The organism is Vibrio sp. 378 (assembly GCF_033339435.1).
The window spans coordinates 312,504-331,212 of record NZ_JAWOUO010000001.1 but is presented as its reverse complement, the minus strand read 5'-3'; the positions used below and the strand labels follow the sequence as shown (position 1 = coordinate 331,212).

General features: G+C 43.2%; 17 protein-coding genes. 4 read left to right on the top strand and 13 right to left on the bottom strand.

What is annotated here, in order from left to right; all coding sequences use genetic code 11:
- Window positions 1-2: 2 nt before the first annotated feature.
- The 8 genes from R7Q48_RS01550 to R7Q48_RS01515 all read right to left on the bottom strand — a co-directional run bounded on the left by R7Q48_RS01550 (window position 3) and on the right by R7Q48_RS01515 (window position 8,265).
- On the bottom strand, window positions 3-1,040 hold the full coding sequence (locus tag R7Q48_RS01550; protein WP_054574592.1) for a DUF2955 domain-containing protein: 1,038 nt from the start codon (window positions 1,038-1,040) through the stop codon (window positions 3-5).
- A gap of 12 nt (window positions 1,041-1,052) precedes the next feature.
- Window positions 1,053-2,111 carry an HlyD family secretion protein gene (locus R7Q48_RS01545; RefSeq protein WP_318132167.1) on the bottom strand — a complete coding sequence of 353 codons (1,059 nt, stop codon included), beginning with the start codon at window positions 2,109-2,111 and terminating at the stop codon, window positions 1,053-1,055.
- Between the two features lie 35 nt (window positions 2,112-2,146).
- The gene (locus tag R7Q48_RS01540; protein ID WP_054574590.1) at window positions 2,147-2,602 is read right to left on the bottom strand and encodes a MarR family transcriptional regulator; all 456 of its coding nucleotides are present in this window, start codon (window positions 2,600-2,602) and stop codon (window positions 2,147-2,149) included.
- 304 nt (window positions 2,603-2,906) lie between these two features.
- The gene (luxQ, locus tag R7Q48_RS01535; RefSeq protein WP_169644399.1) at window positions 2,907-5,483 is read right to left on the bottom strand and encodes a quorum-sensing autoinducer 2 sensor kinase/phosphatase LuxQ; all 2,577 of its coding nucleotides are present in this window, start codon (window positions 5,481-5,483) and stop codon (window positions 2,907-2,909) included.
- Window positions 5,483-6,580: an autoinducer 2-binding periplasmic protein LuxP gene (locus R7Q48_RS01530; RefSeq protein ID WP_104980502.1), complete on the bottom strand. Its 1,098-nt coding sequence runs from the start codon at window positions 6,578-6,580 to the stop codon at window positions 5,483-5,485. The genes luxQ and R7Q48_RS01530 overlap by 1 nt, the downstream gene beginning before the upstream one ends.
- 330 nt (window positions 6,581-6,910) lie before the next feature.
- Entirely contained in the window at window positions 6,911-7,228 is a 318-nt protein-coding gene (locus R7Q48_RS01525; RefSeq protein WP_005373593.1) for a GIY-YIG nuclease family protein, read from the bottom strand.
- Window positions 7,225-7,875, bottom strand: a complete 651-nt coding sequence (locus tag R7Q48_RS01520; protein ID WP_005373594.1) for a YceH family protein — start codon at window positions 7,873-7,875, stop codon at window positions 7,225-7,227. Before R7Q48_RS01520 ends, R7Q48_RS01525 begins: the two co-directional genes overlap by 4 nt.
- A gap of 165 nt (window positions 7,876-8,040) precedes the next feature.
- Entirely contained in the window at window positions 8,041-8,265 is a 225-nt protein-coding gene (locus R7Q48_RS01515) for a hypothetical protein (protein WP_005385630.1), read from the bottom strand.
- Between the two features lie 220 nt (window positions 8,266-8,485).
- On the opposite strand from R7Q48_RS01515, the gene R7Q48_RS01510 reads away from it, so the two are divergent.
- Window positions 8,486-8,800, top strand: coding sequence for a DUF496 family protein (locus R7Q48_RS01510; RefSeq protein WP_005373603.1), 315 nt, complete (start codon window positions 8,486-8,488; stop codon window positions 8,798-8,800).
- Window positions 8,801-8,921: 121 nt separating this feature from the next.
- Window positions 8,922-10,265 (top strand): MATE family efflux transporter, encoded by a 1,344-nt coding sequence (locus R7Q48_RS01505; protein WP_025767935.1) that lies wholly within the window; start codon window positions 8,922-8,924, stop codon window positions 10,263-10,265.
- A gap of 68 nt (window positions 10,266-10,333) precedes the next feature.
- Here R7Q48_RS01505 and R7Q48_RS01500 read toward each other — a convergent pair whose 3' ends face one another.
- Window positions 10,334-12,970, bottom strand: coding sequence for an ATP-binding protein (locus R7Q48_RS01500; RefSeq protein ID WP_170896919.1), 2,637 nt, complete (start codon window positions 12,968-12,970; stop codon window positions 10,334-10,336).
- Between the two features lie 615 nt (window positions 12,971-13,585).
- On the opposite strand from R7Q48_RS01500, the gene R7Q48_RS01495 reads away from it, so the two are divergent.
- Both R7Q48_RS01495 and R7Q48_RS01490 read left to right on the top strand, forming a co-directional pair.
- Window positions 13,586-15,019 carry a glyceraldehyde-3-phosphate dehydrogenase gene (locus R7Q48_RS01495; protein WP_005373606.1) on the top strand — a complete coding sequence of 478 codons (1,434 nt, stop codon included), beginning with the start codon at window positions 13,586-13,588 and terminating at the stop codon, window positions 15,017-15,019.
- A 240-nt stretch (window positions 15,020-15,259) separates the two neighbouring features.
- Window positions 15,260-15,481 (top strand): hypothetical protein, encoded by a 222-nt coding sequence (locus tag R7Q48_RS01490; protein ID WP_005373607.1) that lies wholly within the window; start codon window positions 15,260-15,262, stop codon window positions 15,479-15,481.
- A 125-nt stretch (window positions 15,482-15,606) separates the two neighbouring features.
- Here the strand turns inward: R7Q48_RS01490 and R7Q48_RS01485 are convergent, their stop codons facing one another.
- The 4 genes from R7Q48_RS01485 to R7Q48_RS01470 all read right to left on the bottom strand — a co-directional run bounded on the left by R7Q48_RS01485 (window position 15,607) and on the right by R7Q48_RS01470 (window position 18,400).
- Window positions 15,607-15,936, bottom strand: a complete 330-nt coding sequence (locus R7Q48_RS01485) for a hypothetical protein (protein ID WP_005373609.1) — start codon at window positions 15,934-15,936, stop codon at window positions 15,607-15,609.
- Between the two features lie 329 nt (window positions 15,937-16,265).
- Window positions 16,266-16,880, bottom strand: coding sequence for a LysE family translocator (locus R7Q48_RS01480; protein WP_005373611.1), 615 nt, complete (start codon window positions 16,878-16,880; stop codon window positions 16,266-16,268).
- A gap of 109 nt (window positions 16,881-16,989) precedes the next feature.
- Window positions 16,990-17,904, bottom strand: a complete 915-nt coding sequence (locus tag R7Q48_RS01475) for a LysR family transcriptional regulator (protein ID WP_017819875.1) — start codon at window positions 17,902-17,904, stop codon at window positions 16,990-16,992.
- Between the two features lie 40 nt (window positions 17,905-17,944).
- Complete coding sequence (locus tag R7Q48_RS01470; protein WP_005373615.1) at window positions 17,945-18,400, bottom strand: Lrp/AsnC family transcriptional regulator; 456 nt, start codon at window positions 18,398-18,400, stop codon at window positions 17,945-17,947.
- Between the last annotated feature and the right edge of the window lie 309 nt (window positions 18,401-18,709).

Sequence of the window (18,709 nt, the reverse complement as noted above, 5' to 3'; positions counted from 1 at the left end):
ACTTACTGCTCGCTAAAGCGCGTCGCCTCAAAGCTGTTGAGTATTCTGTGAACCGTATAGGTCACAAGCAGCGTCGCAACAATAGCAAACAAAATACTGCTCACGCGATACAGCGCACTGAACATTAAGTCACCATCCGGAGTAAGATATTGGCCGAACAAAATGCCTAATGTGGTTAAACCGCCAAATCCGGCTCCCGAACCGCTAGACTCTTTCACGTGCATATAACTGAACATCATCGCCCCAATCCAAAGCAATGGGACGATAAACAATAAGGTATCCGACCAATCGTATAATACAAGTTGTCCGACAACACCAAAGGTCACCCCCATCAAGGTCCCCATTGCTCTTTTTCGCGCATACCCTAAAGCACCGTTCCAATGCATAGGAAACAATAAAAGTAAGGTTGTCGCCTGAGCAGACATAGAGTCACTCAGGTCAAATAGCTGGAATACAAGGAAAGACATTGTAGCGATACTCGCCCCCATAAGGGCTTCATGACGCATGCGATGACTCTGTTTAGGCTGCGACGGTTTCGCTGGTGGCTGACGAGGTTCCGCATCAGGAATCAAAAATGTCACCACATAAGCAACGATCACTGAAATAACATTCGCTTGCAGATTGCTAAATATTAGGTCATTTAAGTCAGTGGTTGGATAACTCGCAAAATGCAGCATGATGCTTAAGCTCAGTACGCTGTTCGCTCCAAATAAGAACAAGCTCCCTTTTGACATACAGGCGAATTTATACAGAAACAACCCGAATGCAATGATTGTCATCATGCCAGGGTGCCCACCAAATAACCCACCAAGAACACCAACTTCTAATCCACACACAACCGCTGAAAAAATCAGTTGTCGTGCGGCATGTAGACTCATGACTGGCACCATTCCAAGTAACAGCATCGGGGTTACAGTAAAGAATACGCCATAGTTCCAACCAAATATTTTACATAAAGTGAAACCAATGGTCGCACCAGTTGCAATGCGCAAACACTGCCGGAAGTCGTTTTCCGACATGGGGTGGTCCCATAACTTCATATCGCCTCCTCGTTAATAAATATAATGAAGAAGACTCAAGAATTGGATCTGGCATCTCGCTAACCAGCCAGATAATGCGTTTTCTGGCAACAACTGCACGGTTGCTCGTGCCCCTGCTGGAAATGCGCGCTGCTGAGGTTCATCGATAGCTAAATGTAAACGTAAGCGCTGCGCGTCTCTCACCCATCGGTTTGAGTCAGTTGGTGTTGCTAAGCGACCATCCGCATCGAATTGACCCGAGCTGACCCCGGCATCCACACTCGTAATACGAGCTTCAAATACATCACCAGGTAAGCTATCAAAAGCCACTAACGCACGGCTGTTCTGATTAAAGTGTCGTAAACTCTTTTCACGAAAGTCGGCAATGATATCCACGTCATCGGAGACTAAAGCGACAAGAGGTGTACCAGCTGCCGCATAGGCCCCCGTCTCCAGCTGCAAGTTAGCGACAACGCCATCATGCTCCGCCGAGACTTGAGTGTAAGACAGATTAAGTTCCGCTTGTTTTAGCTGGTTTTGCGCCACGCGGATATTCACATTCGTCGCGCCTAAATCACCGCGGTTTACTTCCAACTCTTTTAAACGAGCACGTGCGGCCAGTAAGTTCGCTTTAGCTGCCGTTGCACTGCTCTGTGCGTCATCGCGCTGTTGTTGCGAAGTACCATTACGGTGAAACAGGGTATTAAGACGTTTCGCTTCGCGAACTTTTTGTTCCGCCACGATTTTGCTCGCTTCAACGTCTGCTTTTGCCGCCGCAATAGAAGCATCAAGTTGTTCGTTGTTTTGAATCACACGCTCAAGGTTAAGTTGAGCCTTTTCTACGGCGAGCTGATAAGGCTGGGAATCAATCTGAAATAATAGATCGCCTTGGCTTATTTCTTGGTTGTTGGCAACATAAAGATGTGTAATCTGCCCACTCACACGGGTGGCCACTTTAGTTACCACACGCGTTGCCATTGCCTGAGGCGTCAACGGCATGGCGAGATCTGCAACTAGAAAATAGGCAAAGACAAGGACAAACGCGACGCAAGAATATTTGATCCAACGTGCGAATTTTTGATCTGGAGTCATAGGCATTTACTTCTCTTTTAATTCGGTTTTCTGACTTATTCGCTAAGTGAATCAAGCGCATTGTGAGCAATCTGATCAAGAATCAATGAAAGCTGCTGAAGTTCCTGGTCGTTGATGTCCGTTAGGAGCTTGCTTCGAACTTGAAGAATTCGAACCTCCATTCGCTTTAGTAGGGTTTTCCCCTCTTCTGTGAGGCTAACAATGCGTGCTCGCTTATCGTGTTCACAGCAATGGCGAACGATCAGAGATTGCTCTTCTAATAATTTTAATGTTCGCATCAACGACGCTAACTCGATCTCAAGCGCTTCAGCCAAATGCTTCTGACTGATGTTGTCACCCATTCGATAAAGCTTCCATAACGCAGTCCAACGCGGATACGTTAGGTTTAAAGGCTCTAACTCGCGATCTGCAACCATTTTCCATAAACGAGCAACACGAGATAATTTTTCAGCCAGAGAAAGGTCTCGCAAACTGTTGATGTCTTGAATCATAAGATCTACTCAATTACTTAGCGTGCTAAGCAATATAAAATAGTTAGCACGCTAAGTAAATATCTTTTTGTGATTGAAATCACGTTGGGTGTGTCAGTGAAGGGGCAGAAATCTAAGTAACACAACACTATGTTTGAATTTGAAATGCTGCGATGTACACAACAAACGTCGAGACCAATAAAGTCTGAAAAGTCTGATTTGTATAAGAGTAAAAGGGGCAGATACAAAAAAGCACAACCCACAGTCATGGTGTTGTGCTTTTCAGATAATGAATAATTGGGTTATCTCGTAGTGAGCCAATGATTCATGTTCGCTCGACTAAGAACCGCTGCTTAAAATCCACAAATGCTTCATGGAGCGCATTTTCTTTAATCGGCTTGAGAAGCACGTAATTCGCACCCGATTCCATAAAGGCGTCACTGGTTTCTTTCGCGGTGTCAGCAGTACACGCATAAATTGGCGTGCCTAGTTTTAGCTTTTGTCGGATCTCTTTGGTCGTTTCAATTCCACCAAGATGCGGAAGTTGGTTGTCCATCAGTATCAAATCGTAAGTATGATCTTTTAAGAATTCCATTGCTTCTAACCCATCTTTCGCCCAATCAACCTGCATTTTGTACTTGTTACAAAACGCTTTTAGAATGAATGCGTTAGTATGATTATCCTCTACCAACAGCACTTTGAGACTCTCTGCAAATAGTTCACCTGGCTTAACTCGCAAACTCGAATCAAGAGGGGTGAGTACTCGCTCACGATCTTTCACTGGCATTGTAATGACAAAAGTCGTTCCTAAGCCTTTCTGACTGCGGACTTGAACATCACCTTCCAGCATGTCGACAAGGCTCTTCACAATGGTCAGCCCTAAGCCACTGCCACCGTATTCTCGAGTCGTTGTTGCTTCTTCTTGAACAAAAGGTTCGAACATTTGGTCGAGTTTGTCAGACTCGATGCCGATACCTGTATCCGTAATTTCCACGACCAGTACACTATTGTCAGCGCCATAGAACTGCTCAAGTTCCGCATGCAAGCGCACGCTACCCGAGGGCGTAAACTTTACTGAGTTACTGACTAGGTTGAATAAAATTTGGTTCAGACGAACTTGGTCAGTAAAGATTTCAACATTGGGATCTATTTTGTTTTCAATGACAAGGTTGACGCCTTTACTTTCACAAATAGGACGATAAATGTTTTCTAACGTTCGAATTGTATCAGTGAAAGAAAACGGGTGCTTTTGGATATTAAACTTACCCTGCTCAATCTTCGAAAAGTCCAAAATATCATTCAAAACAGCAAGTAAGTGCTCACCACTATGTCGAAGTACGTCAATTTGGTTATTCTGCTCTTCTGTTTCCACAGAGTCTTTTAGCAATTGAGCAACCCCTAAAATTCCATTGATTGGCGTTCGGATCTCATGGCTCATTTTAGCCAGAAAGTCGGCACGGGCTTGAGCAGATTTCTCTGCTTCTTTGCGCGCCAAGTTACTCTGTTTTTCCGCCTCAATTAGCGTGGTTATATCCTGACCTTGAACAATAATACCGCTAATATCTCCATCAACTCGAATCGGCGATAAGTTCCAGCGATATACTTTGTCTCCAATTGGCACATTAACGCCTGTCAACGTAGCTCCCTGAGCCGCCATGCGAAGGTGTGGCATCAACTTTTCTTTGAAACCTTTGAACACTGGGTGCATGGTTTCAATATCGTTTTCCATGACTAACTCTTTGCGTGCTGCCGGATTGATTTGGACAAGCACACCCGATTCAGACCACACCATAATAGGAGATAACGCAAAGTTAAACAGGTCGCGGAAAGAGCGCTTTTGTGCTTCAAGCTCTTCAAAAGTGTTTTCTAGTGTCGAACCAATATGATCGAATTCCTCAATATCTGACCCCTCAAAACGCTCAAATCCTTTTTCTTCACGAGCCGAGCGGGTATATGCCATCAGGGATCCTAACTCTTCAACTACTCGATTCTCGATCCATTCTTTAGTCATTAGCGCAATCATGACCATACCGATAACTGAGGCTAGCATTGCTAGCAGGTGTTGGATTTGCAATGTCACCACGCTCTGATTGTCTTGCACAGTAAGCAAGCACAAGTCAGTCTCGGCGGCATTTACCTCAATAGGGGTTTTGATGATCAATAATTGGTCAAGCTTGTGCTGGGACTCTCGTCGTTTGAGTACGTCAAATATTTGATAAGCCTCATCTCCTACTAATGAGCTTGCCAATGGTGTGTTGTTAGCGACCAACACAACATTGTCGACGTTGCCTTCATTTTTTAACCTTTCCATCAACCCAAAGTTATTATCTAAAACAACAACATTGTAAGAGTACCCCATCACTTCACCGGTTTTAGGTTGTAAAACGGGTACGCGACGAAGTAACAGATGGCGAGTTCCCATCGGGGTCTGTGAGGGTAGATAATACCAGTTGTTGCTAAAGGTCACCTGACTGGCAAGTCGGCTAAGTATCAGATTGTTGATGCCATAGAAATGCGCGTTGCCATCGTCCCAAATAATACCTTGATGATCGGTTAGGAAACGAAACTCTGGTGTATGGGAAGGATCACTCTGGTCAATACTCATGAAAAAGTAATTGAGTGCCTCTTCATCACGTTCTGTATAAAAATCCAATACAACATCACTTTTCGAATTGCTGTTGTGATGAATCTGAATCGCTGCAAAATGGCTATCAAAAATGTTCAGGATCAGGGCAGAGGTCTGCTGCTTGGTTCGGTCGACTTCCTGCCAAATAATCTGCTTCGAGAAGTAATAACTCTGAACAAAGATGCCTAGAATGATCGGAGCAAGTACGAGAATAATTATTTTGGTAATAAGCGTCGACAGTGAGCGACGCTTTCTTGTTTTTGATGTAGTTGTCATCAATTATCTGAGTATCTAAATGCACGTTTTCTTAATGCTTCAATTCTTTCTGGAGAGTCCGATTTGGTAACGACTTCAAAATCACCAGAGTAAACGGTGGGAACTGGCTTTCCTTCTAAATCCCACTTAATGGCCTCAGCCATTGCAATACCTGTATCATCGTTCATACGCATAACGGTAACGTCTAACTCCCCTTTAGAAAGCGCCTCTAACTCTGCTGAACCGCCGCCCCAACCATTGATCATGACATCATCACGACCTAACTCTTTAAGAGCGTCAACAGCACCTAATGCTACATCGGTAGAACACGCGTAAATGAAGTCAACGTCCGGATACTTCTCCAAACTGGCTTTTGCAGCTTCATACCCAGATTGCTTTGTTGCTTTGGTGTAGTAAGCAGATTGTAGTTCAAATTGATTATCGCGGTTCACTTGGTTGATAAAAGTGTTGCCTCTGATGTCACTAATGTAGCCCTCTGAGAAGTAGAGAACACTATAGTGGCTATGTTTAGGGAAACGCTTGCCAAACTCAACGGCCAATTCACGACTTCCTTCTGCGTGGTCGAAACCAACATAAAGAAACGGCTGATGATGTTCCCAATCCCTAACAGGTGTGGTGATATTTTGTAAAATTAACTTGGTTTTCTTTGAATCTAAGACATGCTCAACAAACTTACGATGTCTTGTGGTATCTAGAGTAAAGATCAAGTAATCGGAGTTGCTTTTCAGCGCCTCCATTAAAGACAAACTTTGCTGCTTTATATCTGCATTAGGACGAGTAAACACTTGATTTAGTTGATAGTCGATATCAAGCTTATCTAGGCGTTTTTCAAACGCATCGATGTTTCGAATCCAATAATCAGAGATCTGCTGCCCTGGATAAACAACAGAAATTTTCAGTGGACGCTTTTTGTCTTTTGCTACGGGTACAGGGGTTTCTCTTACCACTTCAGCCAACGCACTAGTTAGCTGCTTCTGTTGTGGAAACTGGTCTAAAAATTCTTGATATGCCCAATACCCATTAAGAACTTGGGTGGCCTGCACATTCGGCGTAAAAGCGGCCATTGAAATCAGGGAGAATACTAACGCTTTTTTCATCTACTGCTCTTTTAGCTTTTTTATGAGCCTAATTCAGCTCTATTCATTACCTAGCCGAGTCATCCTATACTCTTGTAATCTACCTTCCTCTTAGTGTCTGTTTCAATAGTAAATTGGTTCTTGGTCTGAGTGGATGCAAATAAAGTACATTGAGTCGCTTCCTTTGTCTCGATGACGTAGAGACATTTCGCGCTTTTCATACTCGGGACCTTTAAACAGAACACCAGCCCATTATGCGTCAGTTTATTCCTACATGGTACTCCAAAAACAAAAAGAAACCGCCAATGTGACATAGGCGGTTTCCGTGTATCTTTGCGTAGCAAGGGCTTATCAGAGTGCCACTATCTCTAACATCATTTGTTGATGTTCGTCGACGACAATATTTGCTTTTGACATAACGAGCAGCTCTTTTTTCGCTTTAGTTAGTTGCTTAATATAGTACTCTGCTCGCATGGCAAGCGTCTTTGAGTCAAAATCCGATGACCATTCCAATACCAAAGGGCCTTTTCCCTTCAAAGCTTTCGCTCCTTTTCCGGTTTGGTGCTGATTGAATCTTCGTTCAACATCATTGGTAACACCACAATACAACGCGTTGCGGTTATTTCGTATCAGGTAGACACTCCAACGCTGCGTTGTATTTTCCATCATGAAAGCAGTGACTCAACCTTAGCTTTTAATTCATCCAGCTCTTCTTTCAGCTGAGCGACTTCGAGCTCTAGCTGACTTACTCGATCGGAGCTCGAGCTTGCAGCAGACACAGGCGCTGCAAGTTCGGACGCATCAACATCACCACAGAACAAATGCATATAACGCGACTCCCGCTTACCAGCCTCACGTGGTAATTTGACCACTAATGGTCCTTTCTCTTCGCTTGCTAAATGCTCAAGGACCGTTTCCACTTCTTTTACATCATGAAATGTCGCGAGACGATTAGTACGAGTACGAATTTCCCCAGGTGTTTGAGCACCGCGCAAAAGCATACAGCATACAATGCCCTTCTCCTGCTCTGTCAGCTTTAAATCACCAAATTCCGTATTACAGAAACGGTGTTGATACTTGCTGACGCGGCTGTTGAACGCACTTTCGTCACTGACGAGCCTGCGCTCAATAAGAGCATCAACGGCATCGAGTACGTCTGACTCAGAGAGTGACATCACGGGATCACGGTTGCTTTTTTGATTACACGCGTTGGTTAATGCGTTCAGGCTGAGGGGGTAAAGATCTGGGGTAGTGACTTCTTTTTCGATCAAGCAACCAATAACTCGTGCTTCAATTGCCGTTAGCTCAACTTTCATAATGCATTTCCTTATTATTTTTGCATTTGACTTTGTACCTAAATCGCTTCGAAATCATACGCCATAAATTCACACAGCAGTGCAAGAAGCGTTAGCGGTTCAGGTGTTGGTGTCAGGCTAAAGCATAGCGTAAGACCTGACACCCCTTACGAATAGGGTCAGGTATCAATGCTCCGAGAGAATCGGCACTCTCGTCAAATTGCCATCTTGGTCGACCATCATTATTTTTGAACGATTAAGCTCAACTTCGATGATTTCGAGTTGCTCGCGAGCGTTGATATACGCCGTTTTTAACTTTTCAGCCACAGAGCGAGTGACTTGCTCATTATCTTGACTATTTACTTGCTCCGCAGTGTTACCAGAGTCCATATCAAGTTCATCATTTTGCATTCAATGGTGTTGATAATATAGTGAAGGCCACGTTATGACAATGAATCGATGGATTCTACAATGTTGGCCAAAACTCGAAGAAAGCAGCACGATTATATGGACACAACGCAATTGGTTGAGAAATGTTCAACTCTGCATTGCTATTGATCTAAAGACTGTTATGCCACTGGATGTTGTGCTTTAATCGAGGAAGATATTCATAAAATTAGGAAAGAGAACTATGAGTAGCGTATTTGAAATCGTTAACCAAGCTCGTCGTAAAAACAAACTAAAACGTGAGCTTCTTGATAACGAGAAGAAAGTTCGTGATAACCGTAAACGTGTTGATCTTCTAGAAAACCTTCTAGACTACATCAAACCAGAAATGACTCACGATGAAATCGTCGCAATCATCAAAAATATGAAAGCAGACTATGAAGATCGTGTTGATGACCACATCATTAAAAGCGCTGAGATCTCTAAAGCACGTCGTGACATCAGCCGTCGCATTCGTGAGCTGACTGAAGAAGACAAGCAAACTAGCGGCAAAAAATAAACGCGTAAGCTAGATTTTCGAACCCCGAGCAAGAATATCTTCCTCGGGGTTTATTTTTGTCTCTAAACTAACCGCCGTGTACAATCAATCTAACTCTTATTCCTAACGCATTCAGCTTTCTATGTCTTCAACTACGACAAGTACACAACCAACGCTTGCAAAACAATTATTTACGATGACCTGGCCAATGCTATTTGGCGTTCTGTCTTTAATGAGCTTTCAGCTTGTGGATAGTGCGTTTATCGGTCAGCTCGGCGTTTTACCGTTAGCCGCTCAAGGTTTCACTCTGCCTTTGCAAATGGTCATTATCGGTATTCAAGTCGGTCTAGGGATCGCAACGACAGCGGTCATTTCTAAAGCTCTTGGGGCGAATGAAAGTCGGTATGCCAAACAACTTGGCGGATTGGTATTGATGATCGGCTCAATTGGTGTCGCTATTTTTGGCGGGCTAATTTGGCTTTTGCGCTACCCCATTTTAGCTCTATTAAGCGCTCCAGAATCTGTTATGCCGATAATCGACAGTTACTGGCCTTGGTGGTTATTAAGCTCATGGACTGGTGCAGTTTTGTATTTTTACTACAGTATCTGCCGAGCTAATGGCAATACAATGTTACCTGGCACAATGATGATGATAACCAGCGGCGTGAACCTTGTGCTCGATCCGCTATTTATTTTCACGTTTGACTTGGGTATTAACGGAGCGGCAATAGCAACCATCGTCGCTTTTGGGTTTGGTATTTTAGTCGTCGCTCCTCGCGTGAAAAAGAATCACTGGGCAACGACACAATGGCAAGATCTTAACGTAGCCAAAAGTGTTGCATCTATCGGTAACATTATGGGCCCTGCGATGATTAGCCAACTGCTGCCACCGTTGTCTTCCATGCTAGCAACAAAATTATTGGCAAGCTTTGGAACCGCAGCAGTCGCCGCTTGGGCGCTTGGTTCACGCTATGAGTTCTTTGCTATCGTTTCGGTCTTGGCGCTGACAATGTCTATGCCTCCAATGGTTGGACGCTTACTTGGGGCAAAGAACTATGAAGATATCCAAAGGCTCGTCAGTATTGCCGTAAAATTCATTCTAGGTTTCCAACTTTTGATTGCAGCCATTACATTTGCCGTCGCAAACCCACTCGCATTATTGATGACAAGTGATGTGCAAGTGGAGCAAGTCTTGGAAATGCATTTACTGATAGTGCCGATCAGTTTGGGTTCATTAGGGGTTTGTATGCTAATGGTTTCTCTTTGTAATGCATTAGGCAAATCTTACACCGCGCTCACTATTTCAGCGCTGCGCTTGTTTGTCTTTTTCCTACCGTGCTTGTGGGTTGGCGCTCAAATGGATGGAATCCGAGGTTTACTCTTAGGCGCTTGTATCGGCAACCTGTTAGCTGGTGTTTCCGCATACCTAACCTATCGCCAAACCATACGCAAACTCGCAGGCGCTCAAGCCAACGCACAACAATGAATAATCAGAACTAAGCCCCTGAAGTGGGGCTTTATCGTTTTGACGCCTTGTCTAAGTTGAAATGTTAGCTAGGCGAGTTTTAATTCACTAAAGAGCTCAAATAACTGGTTCGATTTATACGGCTTAGGTAAATAAGCATCCATGCCTGCCGCAAAACAGTTGTGGATGTCTTCTTCCAAAACACTCGCAGTGAGTGCGATAATCATTGTTTTTTCACGTCCTGCTTTCTTTTCCCAACGACGAATTTCTTTCGTCGCGGTCAGTCCATCCATCACGGGCATCATGCAGTCCATTAAAATTGCATCGAATTCTTCTCCCTTTGTGATGGCTTCTAACGCTTCTTGGCCGTTGCTTGTTATCAAATAGTCATAACCTGCTTTATCCAGAAAAAAACTCGCTATTTTCTGGTTCATCAAATTATCCTCCGCAATTAAGATCCTCCGATGAGAGCGCGACGCTCGATATTCAGAGCTGACAACATTATTGGTGACATTGTCACTTGATATAGTCTTTTCAACCTTAGCTAAATCATCAATGACATGCTTAAATCGATTGCCAAGGAAAGGTAATGTGAGTACGGCATGTACTTTTTCTGCATTTTCGTAGGGAGTGGATAAATGATGCTGGCAAATAATCACACGGCGAAGATCGTAATTAAATGATAGATTATCCAAGATTTCATCGGTATTAGCGTCGTTACTGTGGCACAGAAATATGACATCAAAGTCATCATTTATCGCTTGCACTTCATTCACATTATTAACACCAAAGAGATTGATTTTCGCTAAGCGACACTCTTTTAATACTTGGTCGGCGTAGTCGTAATTTGAGCAGATCAAAAGCCCTTTATTAATCACCTCAGAACGCCAGCCAAACACCGGAATTGCTTCAACCTCAATCGAGAATTCAAAGCATGTGCCCACTCCTTTTGTAGATGTTGCTACGAGCTTGCCCCCCATCATCGACACAAGCTGACAACAAATTGCCAAACCCAACCCTGTGCCGCCAAATTGCCTCGACACTCCTTCATCTTCCTGAGTAAAGGGTTCAAAAATCGTGGTTAACTTATCTTGATCAATGCCTATTCCGGTATCTTCTACTTTAAACGTCAGCACTCCACGTTCTTTCTCAGGTAACTCTTCATAACTAACATCAACGCATACATGCCCACTTTCGGTAAACTTAACCGCATTCGATACCAGATTCGTAACTACCTGTTTGACACGATGATCATCGACCATCACGCGAATGGGGATATTTTCAGCTAAATTAATACCTAACTTTAGCTGTTTAGATGTTGCTTTGGATTGGAATAAAATCATCGACTGATACACGACTTCTCGGATATCCGCTTCTACTAGTGACAGCTCCAATCGTCCAGACTCGATTTTAGAGAGATCCAATATATCGTTAAGTAAAGTAAGCAGCGTTTGAGATGATGAGTCAATGTCATCAACAACTTCTTGTTGATGCGAAGACAACTCACTTTGAGAGAGTATTTCTGTCATGCCCATGATCCCGTTAAGGGGCGTGCGTATTTCATGTGACATGTTGGCAAGAAACACAGATTTTGCACGATTAGCCGACACTGCTGACTCTTTTGCATGCAGTATTTCTTCAGTTTGTCTCTGCATTTCTTCAACCACTCGATTCACTTGCTGAGCAAAAATGGTCAGTTCATCACTTCCATCAACTTTGACTTTTGTTTGCTTCTCTTCGGAGTTGATCAACGCGTTTAAAGTATGAATGATCGCATCGAGTTTGCTGTTAACTCGGAACCAAGTACTAAATCCGAGCCAACAAAGCAGGATAACCACTAAGGCGACGCCAAAACTGATCATCGCTATATTGGCCTTTTGTTCATGAACCTGCGTGAGAAGCGACTGCTCAGTTTGTTTGGTGAACCCATCAATGAGCACTTGTAAGCGCTGCACACGAAAATCGAGTTCTTTTAAATACGCGGCGTAGTCACTTTGTGACATGTCTCCTGACATTAATTGTCCGCGAGACGCCAAGTTTCTCTGATATCTCGGCGAAGTAAACAAGCCAAGCAATTTATCCACTTGCTCGTATGACCCACCTAAGTTTAAAAACGCATCCAAATTTTGCTGCTGTCTGTCAATCGCCTGATAAAACATACTTTGACTTAGCCGACTCTTAGGGTCTTGGACTAAACGGTTCGTCAGCCAAGCTTCTTTCTGTGTCCAAAAAGAGAGCTGAGCAAGGTAGGCAATAAAATTTTGCATGCGAATGCCATCGTCACTGCCATACCATTGATGATTTTGCAGCAAAGAGCGCGACATATTTTGGAGCTGTTGAAATGCCCAATCACCCAGGTCGTCCATCTCACTCAATCTACCTGACAATACCCCCAGCATGGCTTCTTTCAGTTCATCAGCATACTCAGCAGTATTAGGGTTACTCACAAACTTTTGATGCAAAGAAGAAATAACTTCACCTTGTTCTTCAATATTAATGGCTGCAGAGACTTGAAGATCAGGCTGTCGGCGTACTTTCTCTATGGAGTAAATAAAGTGGGAGGCCTTGGATATAAATTGGAAACCTTGAATATTGCTAACCGTTTGATTGAGACGGCTCACGCGCAACGCATTATCAGAAAACTGCTGAACTGCAAACACCACTATTACCACAGCGGGTAATAGTGCGAGGAGTGCTAAGCGTGTTTTTATTGATAATCTCAACATCCATCAGCCTAATGGTTGATTTCATCCGTTTATTTAATATTAGACTAGTTTCTTGCATTGAAAGGCATATACGACATTGTTACTTTCAAACAACATTCACCTACCTAGATTATGGTTATTGTGAGTGTTTTATCATCGGCTAATGAAGTGGCAATTGTGATTCAAGTCATATTTTTTGATCTTAAAGTTGGATGCAAACAATAAAGTTTCACTCACAACTAAGAGTCGCATCACTTTTCAGGAAATCATCTATTGTATGTTTACCTATTGAGTTGCCTTATCGAGTTAAATCACACAAAAATGCAAAATATCCATTTTTGTCAACAAAACTAATTTGAAAGCAAACGTTATCATCGCAAAAAAAGTAAGTTACTTTCTAAATGTCAATACGTGAAAACCACTGCTTTAGTCACATTAATCCACCACTAACGTCCCCTTAAGTAGTGTTTTACACTGGATTTAATTTTCCTAGCAGAATAAGGACTCCGACCTTAGAATCCGCACACATAACTATTACAACCCGATTACATAACCCACCACACTCTTGCACGCTGCCGAAGAGGCAACAGCAGAGAGTATGGTTAGCCCCCAAAACGTGAAAGGTCTAATACAACAATGAGTCCAGAGAAATATCTCCAAGACTGGCAAACTAGCCAAACGATTGCTGAATCTATTTCCCCTCTAATTGGTAAGCTATATCGTCAAAAAGGAATCGAAGTGGTTCTGTTTGGTAAAACGCTTATTAATGCTACTACTATAGACATTCTCAAAACTCATCGCGTTGCAAGACGTTATACCGGTAACCCACTTTCGCTTGAGCACACGATGCCTATTATTCAAGCGCTTTGTGAAATGAGCATTTCTTCATGCCGTGTCGATGTTGGCCAATTGGCAACTATGTACTGGAATGAACATGACGATACAAGCTCTCTAAACGATTTCCTTATCACTGCACTTGATGGTGCTCGCGACGCAGATTCTTCATTGAAAGCGCGTGATGTGGTTCTTTACGGGTTCGGTCGCATTGGTCGACTACTTACTCGCCTTCTCATTGAGAAAAGTGGTCCAGGTTACCCACTAAGACTACGTGCGATTGTGGTTCGTGGCGGTAAAAAAGGCGATTTGGAGAAGCGTGCTAGCTTGCTGCGTCGTGACTCAGTTCACGGTCAGTTCAACGGTAGCATTGTTATCGATGAAGAGCGTAAAGCACTGATCGTTAACGGCAACTACATCCAAATCATCTACGCAAATAACCCAAGCGAAGTGGATTACTCAGCTTTCGGTATCAATAACGCGCTAGTTGTTGATAACACAGGTGTTTGGCGTGATTCTGAAGGCCTGAGCCAACACTTAGCGTGTCAAGGCGCAGAGAAAGTACTGCTAACAGCACCAGGTAAAGGTGACATCAAAAACGTTGTATTCGGTGTAAATGAGTCGGTAATTAAAGAAGATGACACCATCATCTCTGCGGCAAGCTGTACAACAAATGCAATCACGCCAGTCCTTAAGGCTCTGAACGATAAATATGGTGTTCTTTCTGGCCATATTGAAACCGTGCACTCATACACAAACGACCAAAATTTGATCGACAACTTCCACTCTGGTGACCGTCGCGGACGTAGTGCTTCACTAAACATGGTTCTGACTTCAACAGGTGCGGCAAAAGCAGTTGCTAAAGCATTGCCAGAGCTTGCAGGCAAGCTAACAGGCAACGCGATTCGCGTACCGACACCAAACGTTTCTATGGCAGTCGCTAATCTAAACTTAGGTGAAGACGTAGACCGTGATTCACTGAACGATTACTTGCGTGAAATGGCGTTGAACTCTGAGCTTTCGGCACAGATTGACTACACCGATTCAACAGAAATTGTATCAACTGACTTAGTTGGTTCTCGTCATGCAGGCGTCGTAGATGGTCAAGCGACTATCGCACAAGACAAGCGTTGTGTACTTTACATCTGGTACGACAACGAATTCGGTTACAGCTGCCAAGTTGTGCACTGTATGGAACAAATGATGGGTGTTCGTTACCAAACATTCCCTCGATAGGTGAACTTTGCTCCACAACGTTAACCACATAGCGTAGCGGACAATATCTCATATTTGTTCTAAATAATAAGCGCCATGCGCATTACTAATATTTTTCCCCGTTTATACGCCTGATCACCCTCAGGCGTTTTTTCGTTTCATTCATTTGACACTCTCCGGACAAAGTGAACGTCAGCATTCATGTTTTGTTCATGTTCACAGCATTAATCTGAGCACATAAATTACAGAGAGGTCATGATTATGAATCGGATTATTGTAACTGCACTAGCACTGATTACCGGTTTTTTTACGTTAGTATTTAGCTTGATCATTGCGATTCCGTTGACCATCGCAGCATTAATTACCGGTAAACGTATTGAAAAGCGCGTCAAGAAAATGCAGAGAGAAATGCACGAAGAGTATGAGTTTAATACAGGTAAAGCAGATGCGATTGAAGGTGAATTTGAAGAGGTTCGCCGGTAAGTAAATAAGATTTAGATGAGTTTCTCTCCCCCGACCGCTCCTGAGAAACTTCTTGCTTTCACCCTGTCCTTAAAATGGCAGGGTGCTTTTTTGAAAAGCACAATATTGAATAAGCACCTAGCGGTTTATTGCTTTATCTTTTTGTTGTAGGAGGCTGTGTAACCAGCCTCCCATAAATCACCATCGACACCAGAGTATGGGTTGGATTCTTTCGGAGCGCCGCTTAGGCAAGCATCTTTGCCTTCCTTCTTAATTTCATCGATGTGATTTAAAACAAAGTCAAAGTGTTTAGGATCAGCCTTTTGTAGTAACCCGTACAAAAGGCCAAAGCCAAGCATCGTAAATACAAACAGTTCAAAAAACACCCAAATGCTCTTTGTTGAAAAGAATATCCAAGCAACGCTGCAAACACTGGTCAAAATTACTACTGGAGCTAAATCTACTATTCTTTGCATATTGCTCTCACCTTCTAAACGGTCATGAAGTCTCTACCCCTTTCATAGGGTAAGTAAGAGGAAAGTCCGTTTTTATCCAATAAAGCACTCTCGACTTAATATGCGACACTGTTAGTATTAACGTTAAGTGGCTATCGTTCTCATTATAACAATGCGTTGGAAAGTAGCTTTCACAGCAAATGAGAATATGAACCAAAGTAACACTATTGATAATATTAATTTTAGCAACGTTTAGCGTCAGAATTACGTAAATTGTGTAAGGGTTACTGAGAGTAGACAAAAAAGCAGCCACACGGGCTGCTTTTAGTATTTCTGTCTTGCGAGCTTGTCTATACCGTTACGACCACTCTAAGAGCCAGCAGCATGAGTACTACTCCTGACAAACGATCAATCAACACTGCCTTAGAGCGAATTCTGTCAACGACTTTAGAGCTCGATAGCACTAGGGTAATAAAGGTGTACCAAAGCCCATCCACAACAAACGGCGTGGCAACAATGATCATCTGATTACTCAAATCATTACCGAGCGCGACAAACTGACTGAATAATGCGATAAAAAACAAAGCAATTTTGGGACTTAAAATCGAGATAAAAAAGCCTTCTCGCGCAGACTGGATTACCGTTGTTTCCTCACCTGACTCCAACTTCGCAGCCACACCACCTTTTGAACGCAAAGCATTAAACCCTAAATACGCAAGATATGCCGCACCCACAAGGCTAATCGTCTTGAACAGCATCGGGCTTTGCTGCAAAACAACAGCGAGCCCAATCAAGGTAATAAACGCATATATACCAATGCCAAACGCATGAGCCCAAGCCGTAGCTAATCCATTGATACGTCCACCAGCCAACGAGTGCTTAGCGACAATAGCTAAGCTGGGACCTGGTGACATAGCCCCTAATAAACACACGGTAAAAAGTGATAACCAAACTGTTAGTGTCATAAGAATCTCCCCTCTTTGAAGCTCACTCTATCAACGGAAGAGGTATAATTAGAAATCAAAGTTATTCATACTAATCATGACTTCAAGTCATAGCTAAACGGTGTACGTATTAGCGAATGGAATATTCAGAAATTTGCATTACTGAGCGAATCTCTTCTCGCACCCATTTATGCGCAGGATCCGTGTCGTATTTGGGGTGCCACATTAACCAATATTGATGAATAGGTGTTTCGAGTGGTAATGCTTTATGGGTTAAGTCCCAATGCTTAGCGAGGTTAACGGCAATATGTTCAGGAGCCACCATCAGGTGCTCACTTGCAACTAAGCGATTGATCGCAGCAGAGAAGAATGGAACCTTAAAGGTAACGTGGCGGGTGTGCCCTAGCTCTTTCAATGCTAAATCAGTGTAGGAATCTTTGTCTCCGCCGCCAGTCACTTTGATGTGTGAATATGAAATCAAGTCTTCAATACTGATCTGGTCCTGCTTTGCTAACGGATGAGAAGATTTCATCAAACAAACTGATGAATCCTCACCAATTTTAACGCTCGACACACTCTGTGGTTTTTCTGGATACATAGAAGACGCGATATGGATGCCCGTCTCATGAAGTTTATCAAGAAAGTTGGGTTGCCACAGTCGGTACGCCATATCTAACTGTGGCGCTTGTTCACCCAAGTGAGAGGCAATATCGGGCAATACGTATTGCGCCACGTAGTCACTAGAAGCAATAACAAGCTCACCTTGCCACTGCCGCGGCTCAAAAGGTTGGTCATCGAGTAAATGGTCAAACTCAGCCAGTAATGCATCAAGCTTTGATTTTAACGCTATTGCTCGTGGCGTTGGTATCAGTTGATTACCTTGACGAATAAGCAGTGGGTCACCACACAGATCGCGCAATTGTGCAAGCTGTCGACTGACGGCAGACTGCGTAATGTGCAAACGGTCTGCGGTCCGGCTGACATGACACTCCTCTAAAAGTACATGCAAGGATCTAAGTAGATTCAAATTAATGTTGTTTAACATATTCGCTCAGAAGGGTTTTCAACATGGCATCCATTCATGGTCACTTCACAAACAGGTTCCCAGTCGTGTTAAAGAATTCAGCTAAGACGGTATGAGTCATCAGGTTTCGAAGCTCTGGATATCGTTGAATTTGATCTCTGATTTCGTTCAAGCGAGCCATCGTAGGCACTTCGACAAAAACCATCATGTCCGTCTCACCGCTGATCGCATGACACCATTTTACGCCATCAATTTTGTATAACTCGTCCGCGTATGATTCGCAATAATACGTAGAGGTTGATTTATCGAACTTTAAGGCAAAATAGGCGCAAATCGAATCCCCACCCGAAGGTGCAATTTCAGCGTGATACCCTAGAATCACTTTGTCATGCTCTAGCTTACGAATACGGGCCGTTACCGCAGAACGAGAAAGGTTTACTTTATCCGCAATTTCAGTCACCGACAGCCGAGCGTTGTGCCTGAGCAGATCCACAATCTTATGATCAAACTTGTCCATACCGTTACCAAGCTTTCCTTATTTTTCTCATTCTATACCGATTCTAACTGCATAAGAAACCAACATTTTGTTGGAATTATTTAAAACAACCGTCATATTGACGGTTTAGTAAATCATTTTGTTATTAACATTTTGGATATGCTATTTGGCGGGCATGAGATGAGTGCTGTTATCCATTTCAACAGAAAATAGATAACACATTGAAATCAAATTCCCAACTTAAGTGCTCAGCACATAAATAGCATCGCTTAAACACATAAAACGAAATAACCAGAAGCCACAAGCTTTTTCGTAATAAGCCTCATAACA

Coding starts and splice junctions, on each gene's coding strand:
- R7Q48_RS01485 (WP_005373609.1), bottom strand. CDS start 15,936: ATGCAAAGAATAGTAGATTTAGCTCCAGTAGTAATTTTGACCAGTGTT.
- R7Q48_RS01545 (WP_318132167.1), bottom strand. CDS start 2,111: ATGACTCCAGATCAAAAATTCGCACGTTGGATCAAATATTCTTGCGTC.
- R7Q48_RS01500 (WP_170896919.1), bottom strand. CDS start 12,970: ATGTTGAGATTATCAATAAAAACACGCTTAGCACTCCTCGCACTATTA.
- R7Q48_RS01480 (WP_005373611.1), bottom strand. CDS start 16,880: ATGACACTAACAGTTTGGTTATCACTTTTTACCGTGTGTTTATTAGGG.
- R7Q48_RS01520 (WP_005373594.1), bottom strand. CDS start 7,875: ATGAAAGTTGAGCTAACGGCAATTGAAGCACGAGTTATTGGTTGCTTG.
- R7Q48_RS01470 (WP_005373615.1), bottom strand. CDS start 18,400: ATGGACAAGTTTGATCATAAGATTGTGGATCTGCTCAGGCACAACGCT.
- R7Q48_RS01525 (WP_005373593.1), bottom strand. CDS start 7,228: ATGATGGAAAATACAACGCAGCGTTGGAGTGTCTACCTGATACGAAAT.
- R7Q48_RS01510 (WP_005373603.1), top strand. CDS start 8,486: ATGAGTAGCGTATTTGAAATCGTTAACCAAGCTCGTCGTAAAAACAAA.
- R7Q48_RS01505 (WP_025767935.1), top strand. CDS start 8,922: ATGTCTTCAACTACGACAAGTACACAACCAACGCTTGCAAAACAATTA.
- R7Q48_RS01550 (WP_054574592.1), bottom strand. CDS start 1,040: ATGAAGTTATGGGACCACCCCATGTCGGAAAACGACTTCCGGCAGTGT.
- luxQ (WP_169644399.1), bottom strand. CDS start 5,483: ATGACAACTACATCAAAAACAAGAAAGCGTCGCTCACTGTCGACGCTT.
- R7Q48_RS01515 (WP_005385630.1), bottom strand. CDS start 8,265: ATGCAAAATGATGAACTTGATATGGACTCTGGTAACACTGCGGAGCAA.
- R7Q48_RS01495 (WP_005373606.1), top strand. CDS start 13,586: ATGAGTCCAGAGAAATATCTCCAAGACTGGCAAACTAGCCAAACGATT.
- R7Q48_RS01475 (WP_017819875.1), bottom strand. CDS start 17,904: ATGTTAAACAACATTAATTTGAATCTACTTAGATCCTTGCATGTACTT.
- R7Q48_RS01530 (WP_104980502.1), bottom strand. CDS start 6,580: ATGAAAAAAGCGTTAGTATTCTCCCTGATTTCAATGGCCGCTTTTACG.
- R7Q48_RS01490 (WP_005373607.1), top strand. CDS start 15,260: ATGAATCGGATTATTGTAACTGCACTAGCACTGATTACCGGTTTTTTT.
- R7Q48_RS01540 (WP_054574590.1), bottom strand. CDS start 2,602: ATGATTCAAGACATCAACAGTTTGCGAGACCTTTCTCTGGCTGAAAAA.